Source organism: Pyrobaculum sp., from assembly GCF_049971835.1.
Taxonomy (GTDB): Archaea; Thermoproteota; Thermoprotei; order Thermoproteales; family Thermoproteaceae; genus Pyrobaculum.
Map to the genome: position 1 here is coordinate 1 of NZ_JBMFKV010000012.1, position 22,156 is coordinate 22,156.

The 22,156-nt window shown below is 52.4% G+C and carries 32 protein-coding genes; 15 read left to right on the top strand and 17 right to left on the bottom strand.

All coding sequences use genetic code 11. From position 1 onward, the window contains the following. Positions 1-338: 338 nt before the first annotated feature. Positions 339-1,304 carry an ABC transporter ATP-binding protein gene (locus tag ACP5J3_RS02040; RefSeq protein ID WP_428494135.1) on the bottom strand — a complete coding sequence of 322 codons (966 nt, stop codon included), beginning with the start codon at positions 1,302-1,304 and terminating at the stop codon, positions 339-341. Between the two features lies 1 nt (position 1,305). Continuing rightward, positions 1,306-2,274: an ABC transporter ATP-binding protein gene (locus ACP5J3_RS02045; protein ID WP_428494136.1), complete on the bottom strand. Its 969-nt coding sequence runs from the start codon at positions 2,272-2,274 to the stop codon at positions 1,306-1,308. Between the two features lie 47 nt (positions 2,275-2,321). Between ACP5J3_RS02045 and ACP5J3_RS02050 the strand changes: the two genes are divergently transcribed. Next, a complete protein-coding gene (locus tag ACP5J3_RS02050; RefSeq protein ID WP_428494137.1) occupies positions 2,322-3,101 on the top strand; it encodes a PfkB family carbohydrate kinase in 780 nt (259 codons plus the stop codon). On the opposite strand, the gene ACP5J3_RS02055 is transcribed toward ACP5J3_RS02050, so the two are convergent. Beyond that, complete coding sequence (locus ACP5J3_RS02055; RefSeq protein WP_428494138.1) at positions 3,070-3,930, bottom strand: CBS domain-containing protein; 861 nt, start codon at positions 3,928-3,930, stop codon at positions 3,070-3,072. The two genes, ACP5J3_RS02050 and ACP5J3_RS02055, sit on opposite strands and share 32 nt — an antisense overlap. 144 nt (positions 3,931-4,074) lie before the next feature. On the opposite strand from ACP5J3_RS02055, the gene ACP5J3_RS02060 reads away from it, so the two are divergent. From ACP5J3_RS02060 to ACP5J3_RS02070, 3 genes are read left to right on the top strand one after another with little or no spacing between them, the layout of a single operon-like run. After that, positions 4,075-4,998 (top strand): D-2-hydroxyacid dehydrogenase, encoded by a 924-nt coding sequence (locus tag ACP5J3_RS02060; RefSeq protein WP_428494139.1) that lies wholly within the window; start codon positions 4,075-4,077, stop codon positions 4,996-4,998. Next, on the top strand, positions 4,995-6,014 hold the full coding sequence (locus ACP5J3_RS02065; RefSeq protein WP_428494140.1) for a pyridoxal-phosphate-dependent aminotransferase family protein: 1,020 nt from the start codon (positions 4,995-4,997) through the stop codon (positions 6,012-6,014). Before ACP5J3_RS02060 ends, ACP5J3_RS02065 begins: the two co-directional genes overlap by 4 nt. Next, positions 5,995-6,789 carry an ARMT1-like domain-containing protein gene (locus ACP5J3_RS02070; protein WP_428494141.1) on the top strand — a complete coding sequence of 265 codons (795 nt, stop codon included), beginning with the start codon at positions 5,995-5,997 and terminating at the stop codon, positions 6,787-6,789. The genes ACP5J3_RS02065 and ACP5J3_RS02070 overlap by 20 nt, the downstream gene beginning before the upstream one ends. Here ACP5J3_RS02070 and ACP5J3_RS02075 read toward each other — a convergent pair. Genes ACP5J3_RS02075 through ACP5J3_RS02100 form a run of 6 tightly spaced genes read right to left on the bottom strand, consistent with a single transcriptional unit; the run spans position 6,773 to position 10,658 of the window. Further along, complete coding sequence (locus ACP5J3_RS02075; RefSeq protein WP_428494142.1) at positions 6,773-7,192, bottom strand: hypothetical protein; 420 nt, start codon at positions 7,190-7,192, stop codon at positions 6,773-6,775. The genes ACP5J3_RS02070 and ACP5J3_RS02075 overlap by 17 nt on opposite strands. Positions 7,193-7,229: 37 nt before the next feature. Next, a complete protein-coding gene (cca, locus tag ACP5J3_RS02080) occupies positions 7,230-8,489 on the bottom strand; it encodes a CCA tRNA nucleotidyltransferase (RefSeq protein WP_428494143.1) in 1,260 nt (419 codons plus the stop codon). Then, entirely contained in the window at positions 8,486-9,049 is a 564-nt protein-coding gene (gene thpR / locus ACP5J3_RS02085; protein WP_428494144.1) for an RNA 2',3'-cyclic phosphodiesterase, read from the bottom strand. The genes cca and thpR overlap by 4 nt, the downstream gene beginning before the upstream one ends. Then, on the bottom strand, positions 9,046-9,486 hold the full coding sequence (locus tag ACP5J3_RS02090) for a helix-turn-helix transcriptional regulator (protein ID WP_428494145.1): 441 nt from the start codon (positions 9,484-9,486) through the stop codon (positions 9,046-9,048). The genes thpR and ACP5J3_RS02090 overlap by 4 nt, the downstream gene beginning before the upstream one ends. Positions 9,487-9,516: 30 nt before the next feature. Further along, positions 9,517-10,413 (bottom strand): TFIIB-type zinc ribbon-containing protein, encoded by an 897-nt coding sequence (locus ACP5J3_RS02095; RefSeq protein WP_428494146.1) that lies wholly within the window; start codon positions 10,411-10,413, stop codon positions 9,517-9,519. Further along, the gene (locus ACP5J3_RS02100; RefSeq protein ID WP_428494147.1) at positions 10,410-10,658 is read right to left on the bottom strand and encodes a Gar1/Naf1 family protein; all 249 of its coding nucleotides are present in this window, start codon (positions 10,656-10,658) and stop codon (positions 10,410-10,412) included. Before ACP5J3_RS02100 ends, ACP5J3_RS02095 begins: the two co-directional genes overlap by 4 nt. Positions 10,659-10,767: 109 nt before the next feature. Between ACP5J3_RS02100 and ACP5J3_RS02105 the strand changes: the two genes are divergently transcribed. The 3 genes from ACP5J3_RS02105 to ACP5J3_RS02115 are packed head-to-tail and all read left to right on the top strand — an operon-like array spanning position 10,768 to position 12,199. Beyond that, complete coding sequence (locus ACP5J3_RS02105) at positions 10,768-11,163, top strand: 30S ribosomal protein S8e (protein WP_428494148.1); 396 nt, start codon at positions 10,768-10,770, stop codon at positions 11,161-11,163. Beyond that, positions 11,160-11,450 carry a signal recognition particle subunit SRP19/SEC65 family protein gene (locus ACP5J3_RS02110; protein ID WP_428494149.1) on the top strand — a complete coding sequence of 97 codons (291 nt, stop codon included), beginning with the start codon at positions 11,160-11,162 and terminating at the stop codon, positions 11,448-11,450. Before ACP5J3_RS02105 ends, ACP5J3_RS02110 begins: the two co-directional genes overlap by 4 nt. Beyond that, positions 11,450-12,199, top strand: coding sequence for an ATP/GTP-binding protein (locus tag ACP5J3_RS02115; protein ID WP_428494150.1), 750 nt, complete (start codon positions 11,450-11,452; stop codon positions 12,197-12,199). Before ACP5J3_RS02110 ends, ACP5J3_RS02115 begins: the two co-directional genes overlap by 1 nt. Here the strand turns inward: ACP5J3_RS02115 and ACP5J3_RS02120 are convergent. Then, positions 12,184-12,486, bottom strand: coding sequence for a 50S ribosomal protein L21e (locus ACP5J3_RS02120; protein ID WP_014288540.1), 303 nt, complete (start codon positions 12,484-12,486; stop codon positions 12,184-12,186). The two genes, ACP5J3_RS02115 and ACP5J3_RS02120, sit on opposite strands and share 16 nt — an antisense overlap. 83 nt (positions 12,487-12,569) lie before the next feature. Between ACP5J3_RS02120 and ACP5J3_RS02125 the strand changes: the two genes are divergently transcribed. Both ACP5J3_RS02125 and ACP5J3_RS02130 read left to right on the top strand, forming a co-directional pair. Then, positions 12,570-12,905: an RNA polymerase Rpb4 family protein gene (locus ACP5J3_RS02125; RefSeq protein ID WP_428494151.1), complete on the top strand. Its 336-nt coding sequence runs from the start codon at positions 12,570-12,572 to the stop codon at positions 12,903-12,905. Next, complete coding sequence (locus ACP5J3_RS02130) at positions 12,902-13,492, top strand: DUF655 domain-containing protein (RefSeq protein ID WP_428494152.1); 591 nt, start codon at positions 12,902-12,904, stop codon at positions 13,490-13,492. The genes ACP5J3_RS02125 and ACP5J3_RS02130 overlap by 4 nt, the downstream gene beginning before the upstream one ends. Positions 13,493-13,495: 3 nt before the next feature. Here the strand turns inward: ACP5J3_RS02130 and ACP5J3_RS02135 are convergent, their stop codons facing one another. Together ACP5J3_RS02135 and ACP5J3_RS02140 are read right to left on the bottom strand one after the other, a co-directional pair. Further along, the gene (locus ACP5J3_RS02135; RefSeq protein ID WP_428494153.1) at positions 13,496-13,894 is read right to left on the bottom strand and encodes a translation initiation factor IF-5A; all 399 of its coding nucleotides are present in this window, start codon (positions 13,892-13,894) and stop codon (positions 13,496-13,498) included. Positions 13,895-13,924: 30 nt separating this feature from the next. Continuing rightward, positions 13,925-14,764, bottom strand: coding sequence for an S-methyl-5'-thioadenosine phosphorylase (locus ACP5J3_RS02140; RefSeq protein WP_428494154.1), 840 nt, complete (start codon positions 14,762-14,764; stop codon positions 13,925-13,927). Positions 14,765-14,795: 31 nt separating this feature from the next. On the opposite strand from ACP5J3_RS02140, the gene ACP5J3_RS02145 reads away from it, so the two are divergent. The 3 genes from ACP5J3_RS02145 to ACP5J3_RS02155 are packed head-to-tail and all read left to right on the top strand — an operon-like array spanning position 14,796 to position 15,995. Next, positions 14,796-15,287, top strand: a complete 492-nt coding sequence (locus ACP5J3_RS02145; RefSeq protein WP_428494155.1) for a hypothetical protein — start codon at positions 14,796-14,798, stop codon at positions 15,285-15,287. 26 nt (positions 15,288-15,313) lie between these two features. Then, positions 15,314-15,676: a translation initiation factor gene (locus tag ACP5J3_RS02150; protein WP_148682781.1), complete on the top strand. Its 363-nt coding sequence runs from the start codon at positions 15,314-15,316 to the stop codon at positions 15,674-15,676. Further along, complete coding sequence (locus ACP5J3_RS02155) at positions 15,654-15,995, top strand: hypothetical protein (protein WP_428494156.1); 342 nt, start codon at positions 15,654-15,656, stop codon at positions 15,993-15,995. The genes ACP5J3_RS02150 and ACP5J3_RS02155 overlap by 23 nt, the downstream gene beginning before the upstream one ends. Here ACP5J3_RS02155 and ACP5J3_RS02160 read toward each other — a convergent pair. Next, the gene (locus ACP5J3_RS02160) at positions 15,934-16,488 is read right to left on the bottom strand and encodes a hypothetical protein (protein ID WP_428494157.1); all 555 of its coding nucleotides are present in this window, start codon (positions 16,486-16,488) and stop codon (positions 15,934-15,936) included. The genes ACP5J3_RS02155 and ACP5J3_RS02160 overlap by 62 nt on opposite strands. After that, entirely contained in the window at positions 16,485-18,377 is a 1,893-nt protein-coding gene (locus ACP5J3_RS02165) for an arginine--tRNA ligase (protein ID WP_428494158.1), read from the bottom strand. Before ACP5J3_RS02165 ends, ACP5J3_RS02160 begins: the two co-directional genes overlap by 4 nt. 66 nt (positions 18,378-18,443) lie before the next feature. Here ACP5J3_RS02165 and ACP5J3_RS02170 point away from each other — a divergent pair, with 66 nt between their 5' ends. Both ACP5J3_RS02170 and ACP5J3_RS02175 read left to right on the top strand, forming a co-directional pair. After that, positions 18,444-18,677 carry a 30S ribosomal protein S28e gene (locus ACP5J3_RS02170; protein ID WP_263243999.1) on the top strand — a complete coding sequence of 78 codons (234 nt, stop codon included), beginning with the start codon at positions 18,444-18,446 and terminating at the stop codon, positions 18,675-18,677. Continuing rightward, positions 18,674-18,859, top strand: coding sequence for a 50S ribosomal protein L24e (locus tag ACP5J3_RS02175; protein WP_014288530.1), 186 nt, complete (start codon positions 18,674-18,676; stop codon positions 18,857-18,859). Before ACP5J3_RS02170 ends, ACP5J3_RS02175 begins: the two co-directional genes overlap by 4 nt. Positions 18,860-18,869: 10 nt before the next feature. Here the strand turns inward: ACP5J3_RS02175 and rpl7ae are convergent, their stop codons facing one another. From rpl7ae to ACP5J3_RS02190, 3 genes are read right to left on the bottom strand one after another with little or no spacing between them, the layout of a single operon-like run. Beyond that, positions 18,870-19,331, bottom strand: a complete 462-nt coding sequence (gene rpl7ae, locus ACP5J3_RS02180) for a 50S ribosomal protein L7Ae (protein ID WP_014288529.1) — start codon at positions 19,329-19,331, stop codon at positions 18,870-18,872. A gap of 31 nt (positions 19,332-19,362) precedes the next feature. Then, complete coding sequence (locus tag ACP5J3_RS02185; RefSeq protein ID WP_428494159.1) at positions 19,363-20,457, bottom strand: branched-chain amino acid ABC transporter permease; 1,095 nt, start codon at positions 20,455-20,457, stop codon at positions 19,363-19,365. After that, the gene (locus ACP5J3_RS02190; protein WP_428494160.1) at positions 20,454-21,413 is read right to left on the bottom strand and encodes a branched-chain amino acid ABC transporter permease; all 960 of its coding nucleotides are present in this window, start codon (positions 21,411-21,413) and stop codon (positions 20,454-20,456) included. Before ACP5J3_RS02190 ends, ACP5J3_RS02185 begins: the two co-directional genes overlap by 4 nt. A gap of 110 nt (positions 21,414-21,523) precedes the next feature. Here ACP5J3_RS02190 and ACP5J3_RS02195 point away from each other — a divergent pair. Continuing rightward, positions 21,524-22,156 (top strand): ABC transporter substrate-binding protein (locus ACP5J3_RS02195; protein ID WP_428494161.1); only part of this gene is annotated, 633 nt, incomplete at its 3' end.

Genomic DNA, 22,156 nt, shown 5'->3' on the forward strand with positions numbered 1-22,156 from the left:
AAGGGGCCTTGTGGTGGGTGTGGTGAAGCTGGCCAGCGGCTGGCTGGTGCCAACAAGCCAGCTCTAAAAGCCGCAGTCTTGATGTACAAAGCCGTGGTAGAAGGCGAAGGAAAGCTGGGAGTTAAGAAAAGAAAGAAGAGGAGGGTCAAACTCCCAGTACATAAAGATGCGTAGCGCCGGGAGGCGGCTGAAAGACGCCGGGCGAGGGCGGCGCGCCCAAGTGTGTGACACGTAGCTACGTGAGGTGTGAACAGCGGCGTGCCTGTCTACGCGACCTGCCTCGGCTTCTTAGGACATTAGCCACCGTCGTAACATGCCCTAGTGGCGAAACAGGCACATCAATACAACCAGCAGGAGACTAAGTGTCCTGGCTTCTTCTCAACGAGCCTAGGCTCCTCCCTCTCGCACTTCCCCTTAATCACAAGGGGGCATCTTGGGTGGAAGCGGCAGCCGCCGGGGGGGTTGATGAGGCTAGGCGGCTCGCCGGGCGGGACTTTCCTAATCTTAAACCTGTTCGTGGGGTCTGGGTCGGGCAACGCCTCTATTAAAGCTTGTGTGTATGGGTGGAGCGGCTCCTTTATTACATCTCTAAAAGGCCCGTACTCCACCATTTTGCCTGCATACATTACCAAGATCTTATCTGCTAGGTACTTCGCAGTGGCTATGTCGTGTGTGATGTAGATCATCGTTATGCCGTATTTAGACTGGAGGGATCTCATTAGCGACAGGATCTCCGCTCTGATAGAGACGTCGAGCATGGAAACAGGCTCGTCGGCCACGACGAATTTAGGCCTCGTTATTAAAGCCCGGGCGATGCCCACGCGTTGTCTCTGGCCGCCGCTCAGCATGTGGGGATATTTCTTAAGGAAGTCGTCGGGAGGGGTTAACCTCACCTCCTCTAAAGCCTTCACCACAGCCTCGTACCTCTTGCTGGGGGGTACGCCTCTTAATATCAAGGGCTCCTCGAGGATGTACTCAATCGTGTGGTATGGGTTCAGGGAGCTGAAGGGGTCTTGAAATATCATGGCTGTTGAAAACCTGTACCACCTAAGCCGGCTCTCCGGGAGGTGGGTGATGTCTTTCCCTTCGAAAATTATCTTTCCGCCAGTGGGCTCTATAAGCCTTAGAATAGTCCTCCCAAGCGTAGTCTTCCCAGACCCCGATTCGCCAATTACGGCGAGTACCTCCCCCTTTTCTAAGGCGAAGCTTACCCCGTCTACGGCCTTGACGTATTTAACTGGGCTGAAAAGCCCCTTCTTCACCGGGAACCAGGTTTTGAGGTCCTTAACCTCTAGCAGAGGCATGTTAATACAGCCAACAAGCAACTAGGCTTCCCTCCACTTCCTTTGTCGCCGGCTCCTCTTTTTCGCATTTTCCTTTTATTGCATAGGGGCATCTTGGGTGGAAGCGGCAACCGCTGGGGGGATTGATGAGGCTGGGCACGTCTCCAGGAATGTGCTCTATTGTCTTCTCCTCGCGTAGGGTAGGCATGGCAGCAAGGAGCTTCTGCGAGTAGGGGTGTTTGGGCTTGCGGAAGAACACGTCGGCCGGCGCCACTTCTACAAGCTTGCCTGCGTACATAACGCCTATTTTGTCGGCGATTTCCGAAGCCAGGGCTATGTCATGGGTGATGAGGATGTATGACAAGTCAAATTTTGTCTTTAGTTCTTTTAGCAAATTCATAATATTTGCTTGTGTGATGACGTCGAGCGCCGAGGTGGGTTCGTCTAGTATCACCAGCCTGGGCCTCATCATTATCGCCATGGCAATAACTACTCTCTGCTTCATGCCTCCGGAGAGCTCAAAGGGGTATCTCATTAACACGTCTCTCGCCAGCCCCACAGATCTCAAAGCCTCCTCGGCGATCTTAACCGCCTCCTGTTTAGAAAGCCCTAGGTGTAGGACAAGCGGCTCTATCATCTGGTCCTGAACCCTCAAGATAGGATTTAGGGCGTTCATAGATGCTTGGAAGACCATAGAGATTTTCTTCCAACGGATCTTCCTCCTTATTTCGTCCTCCGGCATTTTCATCAAATCCACCACTCCCAGCTCATCGTCGTAAAACAATATCTCGCCGCCTACCTCAGCAACGTTCCGTGGTAGAAGTCTAATAATTGTAAAGGCGAGAGAACTCTTTCCGCTCCCGCTCTCCCCCACCAGCGCCACGGCCTCGCCTCGCTCTAACCTAAGGGAAATGCCGTCCACCGCCTTGACCGTGCCTCTGGACGTGCCGTAGTACATCTTAACATTACGCATCTCTAGAAGAGGAGGCATGCAACTCTCTAAATAATACTATATATATTTACCGCTTCGATACGCCCATGGAAATCACGGTGGCGGGCAACCCCACAGTGGACATCATCATCACAGATAGGGGAGTGGCCAGACGCCTCGGAGGCCCCATATACTACGCCTCGCTGGTATTCGGCGCGCTGGGGGCGAGGGCCAGGGCGGTCGGCGTAGCCTCCAGCGACTTGTTGGGAGAAATAGAGCAACTCTTAAAAAGTCTCGGCGTAGAGCCGCAACTAGAAGCGGCAGATGTCACCACCACGTTTGAACTTGATTATAGGACAAAGCCGAGGAAAGTGAGATTAGTGGCGAAGCCCTCTAGAGGCATAGCCAGAGTCTCCGGCGACGTGGTAATTCTATCCCCAGTTTACGACGAGCTAACCGGCGCAGAAATCAGGGGGGAGAGAGTTGTCGTGGATCTCCAGGGGTATATACGCTCAGGTACGCCTCCGCCAAAGGCAGATCTAGTCCACTTCTCTCACGACGATATGCAGATAACTACCAAAGAGCTTGTCAAAATGAGGGAGAGGTGGCCCGTCGTGGTGTACACATTGGGAGAGGAGGGGGCGTACATAGTGGAGAGAGGCGTGCTGTACTACATCAACAGCGCGAGGTTGGAAATAAGCGACGTCACTGGAAGCGGCGACGTATTCCTTGCGGCGTTGACGTATTACCACTATGTTAAAAACCTCGGCGTGGTAGAGGCGGCATGTGAGGCGAGTAAATTAGTGGCGGGCTTTCTATCAACTAGAAAAATAGTGAAATACAATTTTGAATGCGTCAAACGAGTTGTTCAAAGGTGGCGATTCTAGTCAAGATGTCTGTCCTGGTGATTATCCCTACCAACCGATCCTCCGAATCCACAACCAGCAATCTGCCGATTCCGCTGGAGACCATCAGCCTAATAGCCTCATGCACGTCCTCATCCTCCTGAATTGTGGAGGGGTCGTGCATCATCACATCTCCAACCCTCGCCTTCAACTCGCAACGGGATAGCAACTCCATGACCCTAGAAGCCATCAAGAGGCCAATAGGCCTCCTATTGTCGTCGATCACAGGTATCCCTCTAAACCTCCTCTCGGCGAAGTACTTTATATACGTCTCCACTTGGTCGTCGGCCTTCGCCACTACGGGGTTAGGCGTCATTATGTTCCTAACCGTCGTCCTAGGCACCGACACTATAGAGGTGATTTCAACCAATGCCTCGATATCAGCCTTGATGATCTTGCCTATAAGAACGACGCCGCTTGGGAGGGGGCCTACCCGCACCTCTTTCTCCAGATAGTTGCTGAGATCGCCCACGACCCTCATCGACGCGTGGGGCTTCTCAGAGAGTAGACCTATCACAGTTATGTCAAGGGCGTAGCCTATTACATTGCCAACTGAAACAATCGGCACTGAGAATGCCTGACGCGACAACGCATCAGCGGCTTTTGACGTGGGTATATAACCCCCATGCGGACCTGCTTTGCTAATAACTAGCCCCATAGATTTTAGAATAGATAACATATTACGTACATACCCCTCGTGTATCTTCAAAGAATTCGCAATATCTCTAGACTTAACAGGCCCCCCCTCCTTGTTGTACAACTCTACTAATGCCTTTAGCACATTGTATACAGAGTCTGAAAGGCTAGACATTGGGTAAGTATATCTAGCTAGATATAAACTTTGCTTCTAATTCAGCGATCGGTCTCCCGGTCACGTATCGCCAGACCGTTTAGTCATCACATATGTGAAAAATATTCTGCCAAATATTTTTAAATCAGTTAAATGACCGCCCTAATGTCTGCCCTTATAATAGATGCGGTAGACGCGGCGCTAGTGGAGAGACTAGAGAGGGCAGGCATTAGAGTTGACTACAGGCCCGGGATTTCGAGAGAGGAGATAATCAAGCAAATAGGTAGCTATAACATACTTATCTTCAGAGGCCGAGTCAAGATAGATAGAGAGGTAATCGATGCTGGTGGCAAATTAAAGGTGCTCGCGAGATACGGCGTAGGACTCGACAACGTCGACGTGGAGTACGCTGTGAAGAAGGGGATTTCTGTAGTCAGCGCGCCTAATGCCCCCTCTCAGAGCGTCGCAGAGCTCACCATAGGCCTGATCCTTTCAGTCGCCCGGCGTATACCCCTCCTAAGTTCCAAAGTAAAGGCTGGCGAGTGGCCCAAGGGGAGATACGTCGGGGTTGAGGTGGCTGGGAGGACAATCGGCGTGGTTGGATTCGGCAGAATAGGCAAAGCCGTGGCGCAGCTGGCCAGAGGCCTCGGCATGAGAATACTGGCCAGCGACGTGATAGACGTTTCGAGAGACGTGGAGAAGCTCGGCGGTAGGCAGGTGCCTCTCGAGGAGTTGCTTAAATCAAGCGACGTCGTGACGATCCACGTCCCTCTAACTCCCGAGACCTACCGGCTACTCAACGCCGAGAGGCTATCACTGTTAAAAGACGGCGCCATATTAATCAACACAAGTAGAGGCGAGGTGATAGACCACGAAGCCCTTCTCAAACACCTAGACAGGCTCTGGGGGGTGGGTCTAGACGTCTTGCCAGAGGAGCCCCCCAGGAGCCAGTACCTAAAACAGCTGATCAGCCACGAAAAGGTCGTGGTCACGCCTCACGTAGGGTCTGAGACGTACGAGGCAATGAGGAGACTCGCCGAGGAGCTTGCCAATAATATAGAAGAGGTTGTGTCGAGGATTGAGCTATGAAGTACCTAACCCCCGGCCCTATCCAGTTACCTAAATTTGTTGTGGAGGCCATGGCGAAGCAGCCGCCGTTTCACAGAGGTGAAGAGTTCAAGAAACTTTTCAAGTCGGTACTGGAGAAGCTGGAGGCGTTGTACCAGGCAAGACCTCTGGTGTTGCCTGGCACGGGAACGCTGGCGGTTGACACAATGATCTACAACTATGTAAATCCAGGCGAGAGGGTTTTAGCGCTGGTGTATGGCGAGTTCGGCAAGAGGGCTGTTGAGAGCGCCAAGATCAGAGGTGCGGAGGTGGTAGAGGTGGAGCGCGATTTGCCGCCCGCGCCTGATGAGGTAGACGACCTTTTGCGCCGAAATAGAGACGTGAAGGCGGTACTCCTCATACACAACGAGACTAGTACAGGGATAGCATACAAAAAGCTCAAAGAGCTAATCGACATAGTTAAGGCGCACGGCGCCTTGTTGTTAGTGGACAGCGTCTCGGGCTTCCCCGCGGAGCCTCTCCCGCCTGGGGTAGACGTGGTGGCCACGGCGTCTCACAAAGCCCTCCTAGCGCCGCCCGGCGCCGCAATAGTATACACAGCCACCCCGCCGAGATACACCACGGGAGTACCGCCGACAATGGACTTAAAGAAATTTATCAAAACGCTTGAGCACCTAGAGACGCCGTACACGCCGCCTATCCCAATCCTATTCGCGCTAGATACCTCGCTTAGCTATATTCTAGAACTCGGCGAGAGGTACACGTACATGCACAGGGAGAGGGTTGACTACCTCTACGCCTCTGTAAAGCTACAACCAGTGCCTCCGGCGGATGTGAGGAGCTCCACAGTCACGACATTTATGTGTGAAAATCCAAAGGAGGTAATGGCCAAGTTGCGGGACGCTGGCTACGTTGTCGCTGGCGGCATGTACAAGTATCGGGAGCGGTCAATACGCATAGGCGTAATGGGAGACGTGAGTCTTGACGATCTTAAGAGAGTAGCCGAGGTAGTCAATAATGTGGCTAGACGAGGCTAACTGCAAGCTTTGCATAATCACGTCTAGGACGGGGGACTTAATTAGGCTACGGAGACCCGACAAACTGCCGGAGATACTTAACGAACTTTCGCAGTTACTACGGCTGAGTAGCAGAAGCGAAGCTTTTTCCAAAAGCTTCCAAGTCGTGGCAAAGCTTGTGGGCGATGAGGATCCCTACAGGGAGTACAAGGCGAGGCTAGCCGCAATAGGCAAGAAAGTGGCAGAGGCTGTCAGGCTAAGGCTGGAGCAAGCCTCGTGGGATTTAACAACGGCTTTGAGAATAGCGGCGGCGGCCAACATAGTCGACACAAGCGTCTTGGGATATAGGCCGAAGAAATTAGAGGAGGCTGTATGGGATCTGCCGGCAATCGAGGAGTACGTGGCGTTACCTAACAGCGTCTACTATGTATTGGACAACTCCGGCGAGGCGCAGATAGATCTGGTGGTGGCCGAGGCGCTCGAGAGAAATGGAATTACGCCAACATTCGTAGTCCGCTCCCAGCCATATGAAATAGATGTATTGGAGAGAGATCTCTCGACATACAGAGTGGTCACGACGCCTGAAAACATATCGCCTGTGAGATGGATAAGAGACGGCTTTATACTTGCCAAGGGAATTGCCAATTTCGAAGCATATCTAGAGTTGGGGCAGACACCTGCGCTTTTGCTGTTCAGAGCTAAATGCGACGTCTTGGCCAGAGTCTTTGGCGTCCAGAGAAACGCCCCTATTATAATCAGCGGCGAGAAGGCAAAGGCGATTAGCCTGTCACAATAAGCTTCACAGGAACCCCGTTTTTGAACTGCACAGAAACTCTAAGAGTTTCTAGCCCACCTTCCTGTATCACCGACTGCGCCACTTCCTTTACTTTCTTCAAGACGCTGAGAAGATCCACCATGTGTCTATACGACTCCTCAAGTATCTCGTGCCTAACCATAGGATTGGGGTCGATATACAACTGCAATCCGGTTATCTCAATAGGAGCACTTCTCTCAGAGCCTTCACTGCTGAACTTCTTTAACAAGTCTTGGAGTCTCCTATAACGCTCAAGAGACGGCCTTAGCCTCTCCAGTTCGTCTCCTACAGCCTTAACTAAGCTTTCAAGATCTTTTATCTGCTTGTCCAGCTCTGAGAGGAATTGGCTAGCATCTTCATACATCTTCACAGTGAATACGTCCATGTACTTGTAGTGCTGGTGTGATTTATAAGGTCATCGCTTAAGTAATCCACGGGTTTTTTCTCACTAAATCGCCGCTATATGTGTTTATCCTAATGTCGTACCCACCTACGCCCAGCTTCTTGGAAATACATTCCGAGATATCTACATAGCGCCTTTTCTTAATTACATAAACTCTGGATCCCTGCACAAAGGGCCCCACCACCTCCTCGCCAACATATTTTTCAATAAACGCGTCTACAGCCTCGTCGTATACAGGTGGCCCCCTGTGCAGTACATAAGGGGTAAGCCTCACATTCTCGACTATGTACACCAACGAGACGTACGTAACCTCGTCGCTTTCAACACCCCAGCGGAGTATTCTAAACCCGCATTCCCTAAGCCACTTATAGAGGCCCCGCCCCAGCCTCTTGTACCTGCCCCATACGATGTCAGGAGGCTCGTCGGGGTATGGAAACACCACCTCAACAGTCTCTAACTGACTCACTAATTCCCCACGTGTAGCTCGGAAATAGCTGAGTGAAGGCTTTTTGAGAAACCGCCTAGCCGCCAGAATAAATGTAGACATTGAGGTCAGTGACACAGCCGCCGCGGCATTTCTATTCGGATCTACGGGATCTACCACGACGAGAGGGGCCTTGAATTTTGTATTAGTGTCGGTAAACGCTATGTATGTGCGGTACGGCCTCCAGCGAGACGCCGCTTCTAGGGTCTCTACAAAGGAGCCGTAGTACGCTATGAGTAGTTCTGTTAAATATCCCGAGAACCCCTCTGACCTTATCTCGGCCCCGTATATCCCAATCGTTTTTAGAAAAAGCTTCAGCAACCTCACATCTAAGACACGTGGCTTGTCTAGTTTCTCCACTAGAAATCTGTGGTGTAGTGGGGATCTGTCGGCGGCGGTTATGGGCCTCTCTCCTGGCTGTATTTTATAACACGGAACCACGTCAACCTCGTAGCTCTCCACTTGGAGCGAGACGTATGGATGTTGCGCATAGCGTAGCGTCCACCTAAGCCCCAGCTCCGTGAAGCGTTTAGTAAGGATTTGAACCACGGCCTCCGGCTTAACCGACCTATCTCTGAGAACCACAAAGATGTCTATATCGCGTTGGCCAGGTAGCCACGTCCCGCGGGCGCTTGACCCGTAGACATCTACCTCGGCGTCTATGCCCCCCTCCTCCACGAGCCGGGACACCAGAGACTTAACATGTTGAGAAACTTCTCTAATCTTTGCCTCCTCCGCAGGTGCTGGCGTCACCAGTTTATAAGCCTCTAGGAGGACCTCCTCTAAGCTACTCACGTAAGTGTTAACACAAATAAGTCACTATAAATAGGACCTCTCGGCGTAAGCGTGGACTTCTTCAGCTTGACCTTGTCTACAGTGACTACTCCAAACTCAACTCCCCGGTAGCGCCCCAGCAACTCCCTCAGCTTGTCGATATTGCGCCCGCTCTTCACACGCCCTATTGTCAAATGGGGGGTGAACTCCCTATCCTCGCGGTGTTCGGCGTATCTATCAACAGCCCTTCGCACCACATCCGCGAGCTCTGTAAGCTTCTCAACCCCTTGCGAGACGCCGATCCACAGCACCCGCGGTCTTGAAAGATCTGGAAAGACGCCCACGTCGGCCAACTTAATCTGGAATTTGCTAAACCTCAACTGCGCCAAGGCGCGGATCGCGGCGTCTACGTTGCTCTGCGGAATCTCGCCGAGGAAGCGGAGAGTCAGATGTAAATTTTCTCTCTCTACGAGCTTTATGTCTAGTCCGAGCTTCAAAACCTCCATCTGCATCTCTTCAATTCTCCTAACTACGTCCTGCGCCTCGATGTCCACAGCCACGAAGGATCTGACGAGGCTCATGGCTTAAGTCGGTAAAACCACCTCGCCAGCAACTCGCAGTTTTGAGGCGCTATGAAGCTGACGCCGCATCTATCGGAATAGGGGCAGTAAGTACACGGGATGGAGAGGAGTAGCCTATACTCCTCTGGGAGGGTCTCTACACTTATGACAAGATGCTCGACAGTCTCTTCGTGAATTTTGCTAAGGAGCTTGTACGCCCTGTCCGTCAGCCTAATTACGTACATACCCCTCTTGTTCCCCCCAACTCTCTCCCTTACTATTAAGCCCCTCTTCTCAAGCCTGGCGAGGATTGGAAGACCTGTCTTGCTGTCTATGCCGATGTACTTCCAGAGATTTCGCTGTTGGTAACTACCCCCAAGCCTCTCCAGGCCCTGCAAGATCTGGATCTCCACCTCTGTGAGTACGTCAGATTCCTCGTTATATTCCTGCGTAGCCACGTAGTGACACCGGGGCCAGTTTATAAATTACTACACAGACACCTCGACGTATAAAACATCGGAGAGGTCTTTTAACAACTCCCTCACAGGCCCCTCGGTGGAGTCCGCGGCCTTTGCAACCTCCTTCTGCGTAACCTCGACGCCAGCTATGTAACAAGCATAGTAGACAGCCGCTGCGGCTAGGACCTGGGGCTTCCTGCCGTTTCTAACGCGGGGGATGGATATTATGTAGCGGAGAATATCCACAGCTATGCGTTGCACCTCCGCGGACTTCTCGTCGCCGATCCCCAGCGTCGAGACGATCTTGGGAATGTAGATCTTGGGATCTACCCGCGGGGGCTTGATGCCGAGTTTACTCGCTATGTTCATCAATTCCATATATGCCGATACGAAGCTAGAGCGGTCAACGCCGAGCCCCTCTATGACTTTCTTTAAGGTAATTGCGGCGACGCCGTGTCTCTTTAAAGAAAAGTACAGAGTAGCTGCATAGCTCTCCAGCCTGGGGGCTCTATACCCGGCCTCGTAGAGCTTTTTGTACAGCATTACAGAATCCTCTATTATATTCCTAGGAATCCCCAGCTTTTCTCTGGCTGATTCCAGGAATTCCCTTATATCCGCCTCAACTCTTTCTAGAGGCGTCGAGATGGGGCGTGAAAACTTCTTCAAGCTAATAGCCTTGATTTTGTCAATAACTTTAACATTGCCGTACTCAATATCGCCGATAGAGGAGCCCATGGGGCCTGAATACGCTCTTGACGACTCTGGCTTCCTCCACTCGGGTCCTAGATCAGCTATGCCGTCTCTCAGCACTGTGCCGCAGTTCTTACAGATAACCTGACCCCGCTCGTAGTCTACAACTACCTCGTTAACAGAGCCACATACTGGGCAACTATACTCCTCCACTTCGAATATTAACCTCCGCGTCATTTCCTCCGCCTCTTCTCAATATCTTGCGGCCTCACGTAGAGAGCTTGACCTACTACCGAGTCGTCGCGTGCCGCAGGCTTCACTAAACCATAGGGGTTTTTCACATTTCCAATAACGTCGTACAAGACGCCAACTTTTTTCATCGTGTATGTGTATATATTTACGTAGAGGGGGGGAACCTCCGAGAGTTTCACCACGAGGTTCCCCAGACGGGAGTAGTGAAGAGCATGACCAATACGCCTCATTAAAGCAATTGTTGACCCCTATTTAATAAGGTTCCCCCCTCCAATACTGGAATATTACCCAACGGCACATGTGGGCTAGAATTTAAATACCCCAACGTTAACAAAAGCCGTGAAACTAGGCGCCTATTACAAAGGAGGAGATCTGAAAAAGCCCTCTGGCGGCAAAAAAAGAAAAGTTAGAAAAACTAAGAAAAAGGCCCTAGGCGGCGGCCCGCCTCAGATTCCAAAACTCGGCGAGGCCGACGTAAGAGTGGTGGAGAGGGTGAGAGGCGGCAATCTCAAGGTGAGGCTGAGAGAGGCGAGGTACGCCAACGTCTATCTGCCTAAGGAGAGGCGGAGTGTAAAAGCTAAAATTGTGTCCATCGTCTCAACTCCGGCGAATCCAGATTTTGCACGACGTAACTACATAGTCAAGGGCGCGGTTATCCAGACGGAGGTGGGCAGGGCAGTGGTCACCTCCCGCCCCGGCCAAGACGGCGCCGTAAACGCAGTACTTGTAGAATGAAGAAAAAAGGCGGAAGAATCCTCTGGCTTGCATACCTAGACTCGGCCACCCCCCGCTCCAAGGGGAGGCTACTACCTAAAAGCCTAGCTGTGAATAGGCCAACGTTGCAAGAGGTGGCCCAGGCCCTTGAGAAGCTTGGCTACAAATTCCAGGTTTATCCAGGAAAGAGATATCCCCCCCTGTGGTATGAGGAGAGGCTACAGGGCTACGTGGTGGTTGAGAGTAGCGAGAAGATACGTGTTTTAGCCGCCAAGGTCGCCGCCGTGATTAGAGAGGCACATAGGTGATGTACACGGTATTTTTTATCGGGACGGCGGGGTCGGGGAAGTCCACCCTAGTCGCGTCCCTATCTACATGGATGGAGGAACAGGGATTCGACGTGGGGGTTGTGAACCTAGACCCGGCGGCGGAGTACCTGCCCTACGTCCCCGACATAGATATTAGAGATAGGGTAAGCGCGAGGAAGGTAATGAAGCAGTACAAGCTGGGGCCCAACGCCTCTATAATAGCGGCGGTTGACATGGTGGTAACTGAGGCGGAGAGGATAAAAGAGGAGATGGAAGTAGTTGGGGCTCCGATATACTTAATAGATACTCCCGGCCAAATGGAGCTCTTCGCCTTTAGACAAAGCGGCGCCTACTTGGTACAGAAGCTTTCAGATACGCATTCTCTAGTGGTGTACGTGGCAGACGCCGTGTATATACAGACTATCGACGGCTTCGCCACCACCATGTTGCTGGCGCTCTCAAGCCGGATAAGGTTCAAGAAGCCGCAGATTCTAGTGGTGAATAAGGCAGATCTCCTCACGGAAGAGGCGGTTGTCAACATCACCAACTGGTCTGAGGATCCCGAGACTCTGCTAGAGTCTATAGACCTGCCTAGCTACGAGAAGGAGATTCTGAGATCTGTCGCCAACATGGGCGGCTTCGTGGAGCCGATATTCGTCTCGGCTAAGACGGGGGATGGCCTAGACAAGCTCTACTACCAGTTACAGATACACTACACAGGTGGGGAGGACGCTCAGCTACCCCCCTGATACGGCCTTAGGTGCTCCGGCGTCGTTATAATAACCTTCTTCTTGTCACCTAGGTAGGTTTCTACTACATACGCCCTGCCCCGGACGCCGACAACTACGCCGACCTTGCCCTGGTAGCGTCTGTGTGGGGCGTTGGATATGTAGGTGGGATCTATATCTATAACAACTTGGTCCCCTGGCTTGTACTCGTATAACAGCCTCGAAAGGCCGGGGGCCCCCCTCTCTCTAGGCTTTTTTCTAAGTAGTTTCCTAGATTTGTAGCGGTAGCCGTGTGTCCTCTTAACCATGCCCCCGGGATAGCCACCGGTTATTAAACTTTAACACCGTGGTAAGGGGCGTATAAGTTATAAAGTGGTGTACACACTAGGCAGTGAGCGTTAAAAAAATCCGCAAGTCTGAAGAGGTACCGCATGCCAGTGCCCTCGCCATACTGAGGGAGGTAGCCGCCACAACTCAGCTGTCGGAGGAGCAGAGAAAGACGCTTGACTACCTAGAAAAAGTGACAAAGAGGACGCGGGAGAACGCCGAAAGCTTGGTGAAGCAGTTAGTAGAGAAGTTTGGATTTGCCAGAATCACCGCGATACAGTTGGTAAACCTCTCGATAGACAGCGTAGAGGAGCTGAGAACCGTGTTGTCGCATCTCGAAAGGAGGGAGTACTCAGACAGCGAGTTGAGAGAAATCTTCAAGTTACTAACTGGGCAATGAGAGGCCGGAGAGAAGAGTACGCATATGTAGTTGACATACTGCCGCCGGAGGTGGCGGTGTATAAACTACCTCCTAAAATTAGGAGAGAGTTTCCACACGACGTATCATACGCCCACCTCGTCGGCGAGGATCACTTCACGTTGTTAGAAGTGACGCTTAAGAAGGGAGCCGTGGTTGAGATAGGCGAGAGGGTATACGTGGGGCAGGGCCAGAGAGACAAAGTAGATAAAATTGTTAGGAGGATTAAGTACGACGACCTCCAGCCGCAGGGCCGGGAGAACCTCAACGCCGTAGTGAGGAAAATAGTGGAGCAACAGGAAGGCAGATTTGTGAAGTGGCTAAACGAGGCGGGTCCAATAACACTCAAACTTCATAGCCTAGAGCTGTTGAAAGGCATAGGAAAGAAGAAGGTCCAGGAGATACTAGAGGAGCGGAAGAAGCGCCCATTCACGTCTTACGAAGACGTGAAGCAGAGAGCCGGGATTGACATAGTGGAGCTCATCACCGAGAGGATACTGAGAGAGATAGCCGGTGAGGATAGCTACTACCTTTTTGCCTTGCCCCCACCGCAACACGCCGAGCAGTAAAAACTACTTAACTCTAGTTATCTTGTAGCGGTCTAGTATCTGCCAGACCTCTACCTCCGCGCCGGGGGCAAGCCTCCCCTTGGCCTCCTCCTCGACGTACTTCATAGGTACTTCAATAGTCTTGTAGTCGCGCATATCCATCAGCTGAATTACGTCGCCGGACATCGATAAGACTTGTGCGGTGAATTTTTCGATGATGGGGACTTCCACCTGTGCATCAACTGGAAGGCTCAAGGTCCTCTTCCCTCCGTCGAACACCCCCACCGCAACTATACGCGCCTTGGCGCTGCCGTGTTTCCCGGTCTTCGACTTCTCGATCTCCACGACGCGGCAGGGCTCGCCGTCGATGACGACGTAGGACCCCTCTTTGAGCTCGCCCGCCTCGACGTATTTAGTCGACATAGGGCACTCTAAGGCTGAGATATATAAATTTTAGACACAGGCGTATTTCAGCACCTCGCCGCATTTAGGTATCTCGGCGGGTAGCTTTGGGACAGCCTCTGCCACCACTTTCTTAATGATGCCGAGCTTCTCTATCATCATCTTCTCAACAGCCTCGGCTGTTACAGGCTGGTGCGGCACCCATATGTCGTAGTCGGTGACTAGGGCGATTAAGCCATAGCACATGCCAAGCTCGCGGGCTAGGTTTATCTCGGGCACCAGCGTCATGCCAATGATGTCGCAGCCAAACACCTCTCTCCAAATCCTCGACTCGGCTTTTGTGCTGAACCTAGGCCCCTCTATACAGACATAGCACCCCCCGTCATGCGTCTTGTTGTACTTACCCGCCGTCTCTATCAGTACCTGTCTAATTTCTTGCGTAAAGGGCTCCAGCCCTATCTGCACGTGGCAAGTCCTAGGCCCGTCGTAGAAGGTGTACTCCCTCCCCTTAGTCATGTCCACGAACTGGTCCGGCACTACGAAGTCGCCGGGGGCGTAGTCCGGCCTCAGCGAGCCTACTGCGCTGACGGCGATGATCGACTTAACGCCTAGGGCGTGTAGCGCATATATGTTCGCCCTGTACGGTATTTTATGAGGCGGGTATTTATGCCCCCTGCCGTGTCTCGGGAGAAACGCCACAACACGCCCCGATACGCGGCCCACAACGACGTTGTCTGAGGGGAGGCCGTAGGGGGTGTGTATCTGCACCTCCACAGCGTTTTCAAAAATGCCAGGGTCGTACAAGCCGCTCCCGCCGATTATGCCAATAGCGGGAAATTCGTCAAATCCAAGTTCCTTGGGGCTCTTCGGCGGGGTGGTTAGCTTAACCATAAAGGTAAATAAGCCGAGAATTTTAACAGTTGTGGAAGTCTTCGCCCCAACGCCGGCCGAGCTCGTCAAAACATACGGGGCCAGGAAAACTCCAGACGATAAATACGAGATACAAGCCATAAACGCCCCCTGGGTCGTAAAACGTGAGATTGACTTGGCGGTCGCCCCCGGCTCTAGGTATGTTATAGAGGGGGTTAAGATAGAGGGCCTGACGCCTCCCTGGGAGGCCTACGTGGCTCTTGTGGAGGCAGGCGGCGACTTCGGCGCTGGCTTCGTGGTGGCTAGACGCCGCCGGATGTTTTCGTGTATATACAAGAGCTATGCCAAGCCGATAGACACACAGCTGGCTCCCTACGTGCTGATTAAACCGGTGGAGCTTCAGTTGACAGATCGGGAAAATGTAGTAGAGTGTGTGGACAAGCCCTTCAGAGCCCGGTACCTGGCGGTCTTTATAAACGCTCCCGTGGCCGTGGTGAGGAGGGTACATGTGGAGCTAAGCCCCTTAGTCAAGGAAAACGTTTAAATACCAGTGAGAAGAGTAGGGGCGGAATGGAGATAAAACTCCCAGGTCAAGATGCGGAAGACATTATCGACCAACTGTTAGGTGGCTCTGATGAGGATGCGCTGATGCAGACAATAACCAAGGAGAAGGCTCTGGTGAGGATTAGGCTTGAAAATAGAAGGGGGCACTACGTAACAATTGTAGACTTCGGGAATTCAGAAGACGCGAAGCAACTAGGCATAAAGGATATGGCTAGGGAGCTTAAGAAAAGACTCGCCGCTGGGGGCACTATTAGAGATAGCTGGATTGAAATACAGGGAGATCACCGGCAGAAGATTAAGAAGCTTTTAATAGAAATGGGCTTTAAGGAGGAGAACATACTCATAGATGAAGGAGTTACCGAGACATAAAATCAGGAGGGCACTAGAGCAAGAGGACTACAAAGCCCTGGCGCAGCTCTGCCTAGAGCTCCTAGGCGTCGACAGCTGGGCTGAGGGGTGGAGAAAGATGGAGGAGATTGTGGAGAGGAGCGGGGAGTACGTGCTTGCGAAGTTTCTAGCCTTGGCCTACGCTCTATCCCGCGACGAGATATACAGCGCGCTGTCAAGCGCCACCCGGGAGTTCTTGGCGCGGGACGTCGTCGTCTGTCTAGAAAAGACGGCGCAGGTTATTGGGGCCTTATCTCAACAAGAGGATTTTGGAGATATACGCGGACGACCAGCGGCTTAAGCCACCTCCTCAAAACAGAGGCTTTTTCCAACTGGCTCTCTGTGAGTTTGCCGGAGTTCGTCTTCACCTCCACCGCGTACAGAGCGCCGTCTCTAAATGCGAAGAGATCTACGGTTCTCAGGGCGGCTCTGTACTGCAACAACTCAGCGGCGGCGCTGGACAAGACATGGAGAAGAGGCCTGTCAATTGCCTCCTCGACACATTTCTTTAGACAGGGCGCGTAGAGGCTGGCCTCCAGCGGCGTGGCTGTCCTAGCGCCTTCTGAAAGACACCTACCCCTCCAGTAGGTGACAGACACGTAGCCAACAGGCGTGGGTATAGCCAACGTAATCGGCTCTTTAGGCTCTTCTCTGCACTCGCCGGAGACTACGCTGTACGCCAGAACCACCTCCAAAAGGCGTATGAAATCCCCCGGCCTCCAGACGAGGAACCCCCTTGTCTTGAGGTATTCCTCAGCTATGCACTCCCCAGCCCTCCCTATTACGCTGTTCACATCTTTGTGAGTATTGGGATGCCTAAGATGTAGAAGCCGGCCTCCAGCACAGTCTTCACGGCGTTTACCAAAGCTAGTCTAAAACTCCTCACAGGCTCCTCCGCCTTGAGCACGGGAGCTTTCTCGTAGTAGCTGTTAAACACGAGGGCTAGGCCGTCGAGAAACTCCGCTACGTAGTCCGGCCTCAGCGACCGGGCTGACTCTCTAACTACGCTGGGCCACTCGGCGACTTTTAGAATTAAGTCGCGCTCTTCGGGTAATATACCCCCAGGCACGGGGGTTCTGCCGATCACCTGGGCTTTTTCAAGTATGGAGTAGGCCCTGACGTATGTATACTGGAGGAAGGTTCCGGAGTTCTGCCTGAGGTTCAGCACCGCGTCCCACCTAAACTCAATAGGCTTACGCGGCCCGGTGGAGAGGAATGCGTATCTCACAGAGCCGACGCCCACTCTCTCGGCGATTATTCCGCTGACCTCTGGATTCCTCTCCTTTACGAGACTCGCCGACCGCTCCGCAGCTTCGTCAAGAATCTCGTCGAGGGATATGTACTGCCCCCTACGTGCCGACATTTTCGCACCTGGTAAATTCACCATCTCATACGCGTAGTGGATCACCCTCCTGGCGGCGTCTTCGTGGCCGAGGGCGTAGAGGATGATGCGCACATGCGCCTGTTCATGCGTCTGCTCTGTAGACACCACTCTTATAACTTTGTCAAAGCCCTGTCTAGTCTGCCACAAGGCGTAGGCCACGTCTCTCGTCACGTACAACGTGGTCCCGTCAGATCTAGTCAATGTAACAGGCGGGATAAATTTAGGCAGATCCAGCAAGTCCCACAGTTGGAAGTCTTCGACGAACTTATCGGCGCGGAAGACCACGGCGCCTCCCTTATTCTCCACGTACTGAGGCCACCTCCTCTGGAGCTCCGAAACCACCCTAGCCGCCTCGCCGGACCACACGGCTATCTCGCTCTCGTAATCCCACTTGTCAATCTCGATGCCCAGCCGGGCTAGGGTCTCCCTCTGTCCCTTGAGGACCAAGTCAACCACCTCCCTCACGATCCTCCTCGCGTCGGGCTCGCCCAGCTCGTAACGTCTATTCAGCTCCACGGCCTCCCCGGCCACATCCCTCTGTCCCAGCCGCTCCACTATTTTTGAAATAATCTCCCTCTCGCCGTCAAGCAACCGCTTCAGCACAGCCATCCACTCATCTATCTGCGCCAAGATCTCCCTCTTCTTCTCGTCATCGCTGGCTTTTTCCAGTTCTCTCCTAAGCCTCCCCACCTCGGCGACGGCGTTTGTGGCTGAGTATATCTGCCCAATTATTAAGTCGGGCTTCGCCCTCTCCGCCAACTTCCCAACCTCCTCTCTGACGGTCTCGTAGCCTATTGCGGCGTACATGACCTGCACGCCGCAGTCATCTACATAGAAATGAGTCTCCACCTTGTTGCCGCAGAACTTCAATAGACGTGCAAGAGAGTCTCCGAGTATGGCATTTCTTCCATGTCCAATGTGCAGTGGATGTATGGGGTTTGCAGATGTGTGCTCCACAAGGAAGGAGCCCCCGGAGCACTCCTCAGAAAAGCCGTACTTCCTCCCCATCTTCGCCACGGCGTCGAAAACAAGCTCGCCGACTTTACTCACATCTACATCGACGTTGACGTAGAGCCCCTCTACGGAGAGCCCCGTAAGGTACTCAAAGCGACGGCTCTTGAAGACCTCGACGGCCTCTGCAAGGCGGCGTGGGTCTACTCTATATTTGTGAAACCTAGCCGAGAAGAAGCCGAAACGCCTAGTCCTCTCCACCTCCGGCACATCCCCAAGGCCGAGTTCACGCGCTAATTCGCTGAGCACCCTCGTGAACTCCTCTTTAGGTGGCTTAAGAGGATCCACGGGCTAATTAATTCCAAGCTATAAATACTTAGAAAACTTTAAATAAGGCACCTACACCACAAAGCCATGACGGAGGAGGTAAAGTTCTCGCCGTATGAAGACGCGGTCGCTGGGCTGGTGGTGCAGATACTCGGGAGGACGGGGGTGGCAGGAGAGGTTACGCAAGTCAAGATAAAAATCCTCGAAGGGCGCGACAAGGGAAGGGTGTTAACCAGAAACGTAAAGGGGCCCGTGAGGCTCGGCGATATTGTAATGCTTAGGGAGACTGAAAGAGAAGCCCGTAGAATAACGGCAAGATGAAAATCCACAAATGCGCCTTCTGTGGGGCCGACATACCGCCCGGCTACGGCATAATGTACGTTAGGACAGACGGCACAGTGGTGAGATACTGTAGCAGAAAGTGCTTCGTAAGCGCAACGAGGTTTAAGAGAAACCCCAGAAAGCTAGCCTGGGTAAGAAAACAGCAGAAGAGACAGTCCTAAAAACGCCTATTTACCTCCTACCGCCAGCGGGTACAGGTATCGCGTTTAGACCGTGTTTGGCTCTAATCTCGTTAATTTTCGATACTAAGGCCTCTAAATCTCCCGCGGCTTGACCGGGCTCTATCACCACTGCCGCAGCCGCGGACACGTTGATGCCAGCGGCCTTCCCCAACTTCTCTTTAGAAGGCACATATACGTAAGGCACCTTCTTCTCCTCACACAACAGCGGTAAGTGAGCCACCACCTCCGGGGGATCCACATCCTCAGCTATCAGCACCAGCTTCGCCAACCCCCTCTCGACGGCCTTCGTAGCCTCGTTAGTGCCCTTCTTAATCTTCCCAGTCTGCTTCGCTATGGATAGTATCTCGAGGGCTTTTTCAGCCACGTCGCCAGGCACCTCGAATCTCACATAGAAAGGCTTCCCAGGCGGCGGATTTGCATAGAACGTCTTTGGGTCTATCGTCACTGCCATGGGTGCCACAAAGAACCGGCTATATAAATATTTACGCCTCCCCGCGCAACTTCTCTAAAACACGCCTTTTTAATGTCTTTGCCGGCTTCTCACCAACGAGGCCCTGAGGCCTAAACATAAGCACAAGTATTATTATAATGCCTAGTATTATGTACTGGAAGAATACTGGATCGACATTGACAATCTGCCTAATACCCTCTTTGTAGATACTAAGAACTCTATCAATGATATAGTAAACGACGACGCCCGAAAGTGCGCCGTAGTTATTACCCATCCCCCCTATGATAAGCATAGTCCAGGCAATAAACGTATAGTACGGCACAAACATGTTCATGTTAATGAAGTCGTTGTAAAAGGCGAAAAGCGCCCCGGCGATTCCGGCCAGCGCAGAGGCGGTGCTCAAAACTCTTATCCTGTACCTCACCACGTCCTTTCCGAACACCCTAGCCGCGGTCTCGGCGTCGCGGATTGCCCTCAGAGCGCGGCCAAACGGCGAGTTGGCCAACCTCTCAAGTATAAACATCGCAATTAGTAGAAATAGAATCGTAACGGCTAGATACACCCACGGCCGGCGGTTGGTGCCCACCCAGGCAAAGGGATCGGGCACCACGGCTCCGAAGACTCCGCAAGCCACCTGCGGGGTATATGTGGCAACCACCCTAACCATCTCCGCGCTTACTAGAAGCAAAATGCCTAGATAATCCTCGCGTAGCCTCAAGGCAGGTCCCGCCATTAAAATCCCGAATACCCCTCCTAGCAACGCGGCTAGAATTAACGACAACAGGAAAAACCCCACGCCGTGTAGCGGCGCAGAAGTAAATATATTGTTGATTATATCTATGGTTTGGTACTGATAAGCAGAGCAGTACGTGTCTAGATCTGATAAGGGAGATATGTTAAGCTGGGCGGATATAGTCCCCCCGTAGATTAACAGCGCAATTTTTGTCGCAATTCCCCCAACAGCAAGCGCCCCCAGCGCCATGAACATCACCTTGCCGAACTGGGGAAGGCCGAGGTATCCAACCTCTAGATTTAGGCTCAATACATATATACCGTAAATCGCGATGAATACTGCAGTCTCTCTAAGAAGCACTTCAAGAGATCCCAGCTCCAGTTGGAGAATCATCTCCTTCCCCTCTCAACGATTTTTGAAACTATTCCAGCCAAGCCCTGAGGCGCGAATAGCAGTATTACTATCACGAAGGCAAACGGTATGGCGAGCTGGAACTCGGTGGGCACCCCCAGGGGAGTCAGAATATACGCCGCGCCGAGGACGAGACTTAGACCGACGACATAGCCGCCTAGTACCGCCCCGTAGATGTTAGACAACCCCCCAACCACGGAGGCGACGAACACAACGGCGAGCCTAAGCCACCCCAGCTCCTCGGTCATTGGGAAGAACATTGCCATGTAGATACCGGCGATGCCGGTCACCGCGCCGATTAGGAGCCAAGCCACTGCGAATACCCTCTCCACATTTATCCCAACAGCCCTAGCTAGGTAGAGATTATCAATACTAGCCCTCATGACTATACCATAGCGAGACTTATACAGCAGTATGTAGAGCAACGCCGTTACCACGACCACCATGATAGTCGAGTTGATCATTACAGAGGTTAGGAGATCTGTGCCAGGCCACACAAACTCCCACCTCGCAAGTAGGACGTTTCTACTCAGCACCTTAAACGTGTTCTGTACATAATCGGCGACTATGGCAACCGAGGCAAATAACACAAAGTGCAATCCAAACGACGCAATCATCAAAGGCGTGATACCGGCCCCCCTCCTAATCATAGGTCTAAACACAGCTACGTACGACAGCACCGCAACGGCGCCAGTAGCTAGAGCAACAATTGGAATGGTCAGGTATACATTAGCTGGTACTCCAAGTTGTGTAAATAGAAAAACAATAGAGAGGTAGCTGACGTAGGCGCCTATTGTGGCCAAGTCGCCGTGTGCAAAAGACGGGATTTTCGTTGTGATGTAGGTTAAATTCAGCCCAAGCGCCAGGAGCACGTAGATATTGGAAAATATCACAGCCCTCGCAAGTGTCGGGTAGTCAATGTTAACAAATAACTCCATACAGCCTTGGAAAGGAATTATAAATAAGCTTTATTGCATGGCCGAACTATATACTATATGTATTTATATATACATAGCCAAAATATTTATATGCATTACATCCGCCTCTCATGGCATCCAAAAACCTGTATATAGGTATAATAGTCGCAGTAGTGGTAATACTGGCAATCGCGGCCCTTTTAGCCACAGGCGGAGGCCAACAAACTCCAACCAGTAAACCAACCACCCCGACGCCAACGCCAACCACTACACAGACAACCCCGACCCAGACGCCGACAACCACCACGCCAAGCCCGACGCAACAGAAGAAAACGGTCTACATCGGAGCCGCTCTGCCTTTGACTGGAGGTTTGCAGTCTTATGGTATTGGTGTGAGGAATGCTGTCGAGCTGGCTGTCGAAGATGCGAATAAGATGTGTCCCGGGGTGAAGTTTGAGCTTTTGGTTGAGGACACCGGCACAAACCCGCAGCAGGCTTTGCAGAAGGTGCAGACGCTATACGCCAAGGGGGCTCGGCTTATTGCAGGCCCCATGGCCAGCGGCGAGGTCAGCGCAGTTAAGTCCTTCGCCGACCAGAACAAGATAATTATCTTCAGCCCCTCCTCCACCTCCCCCCTGCTAGCCATACCCAACGACTGGGTATATAGAATAGTCCCCACAGACTTCGCCCAAGCCGTAGCCATAGCCGACCTACTCAACAAACTCGGCGTCAAGAAGGCGGTGATTCTCTACAGAAACGACGCC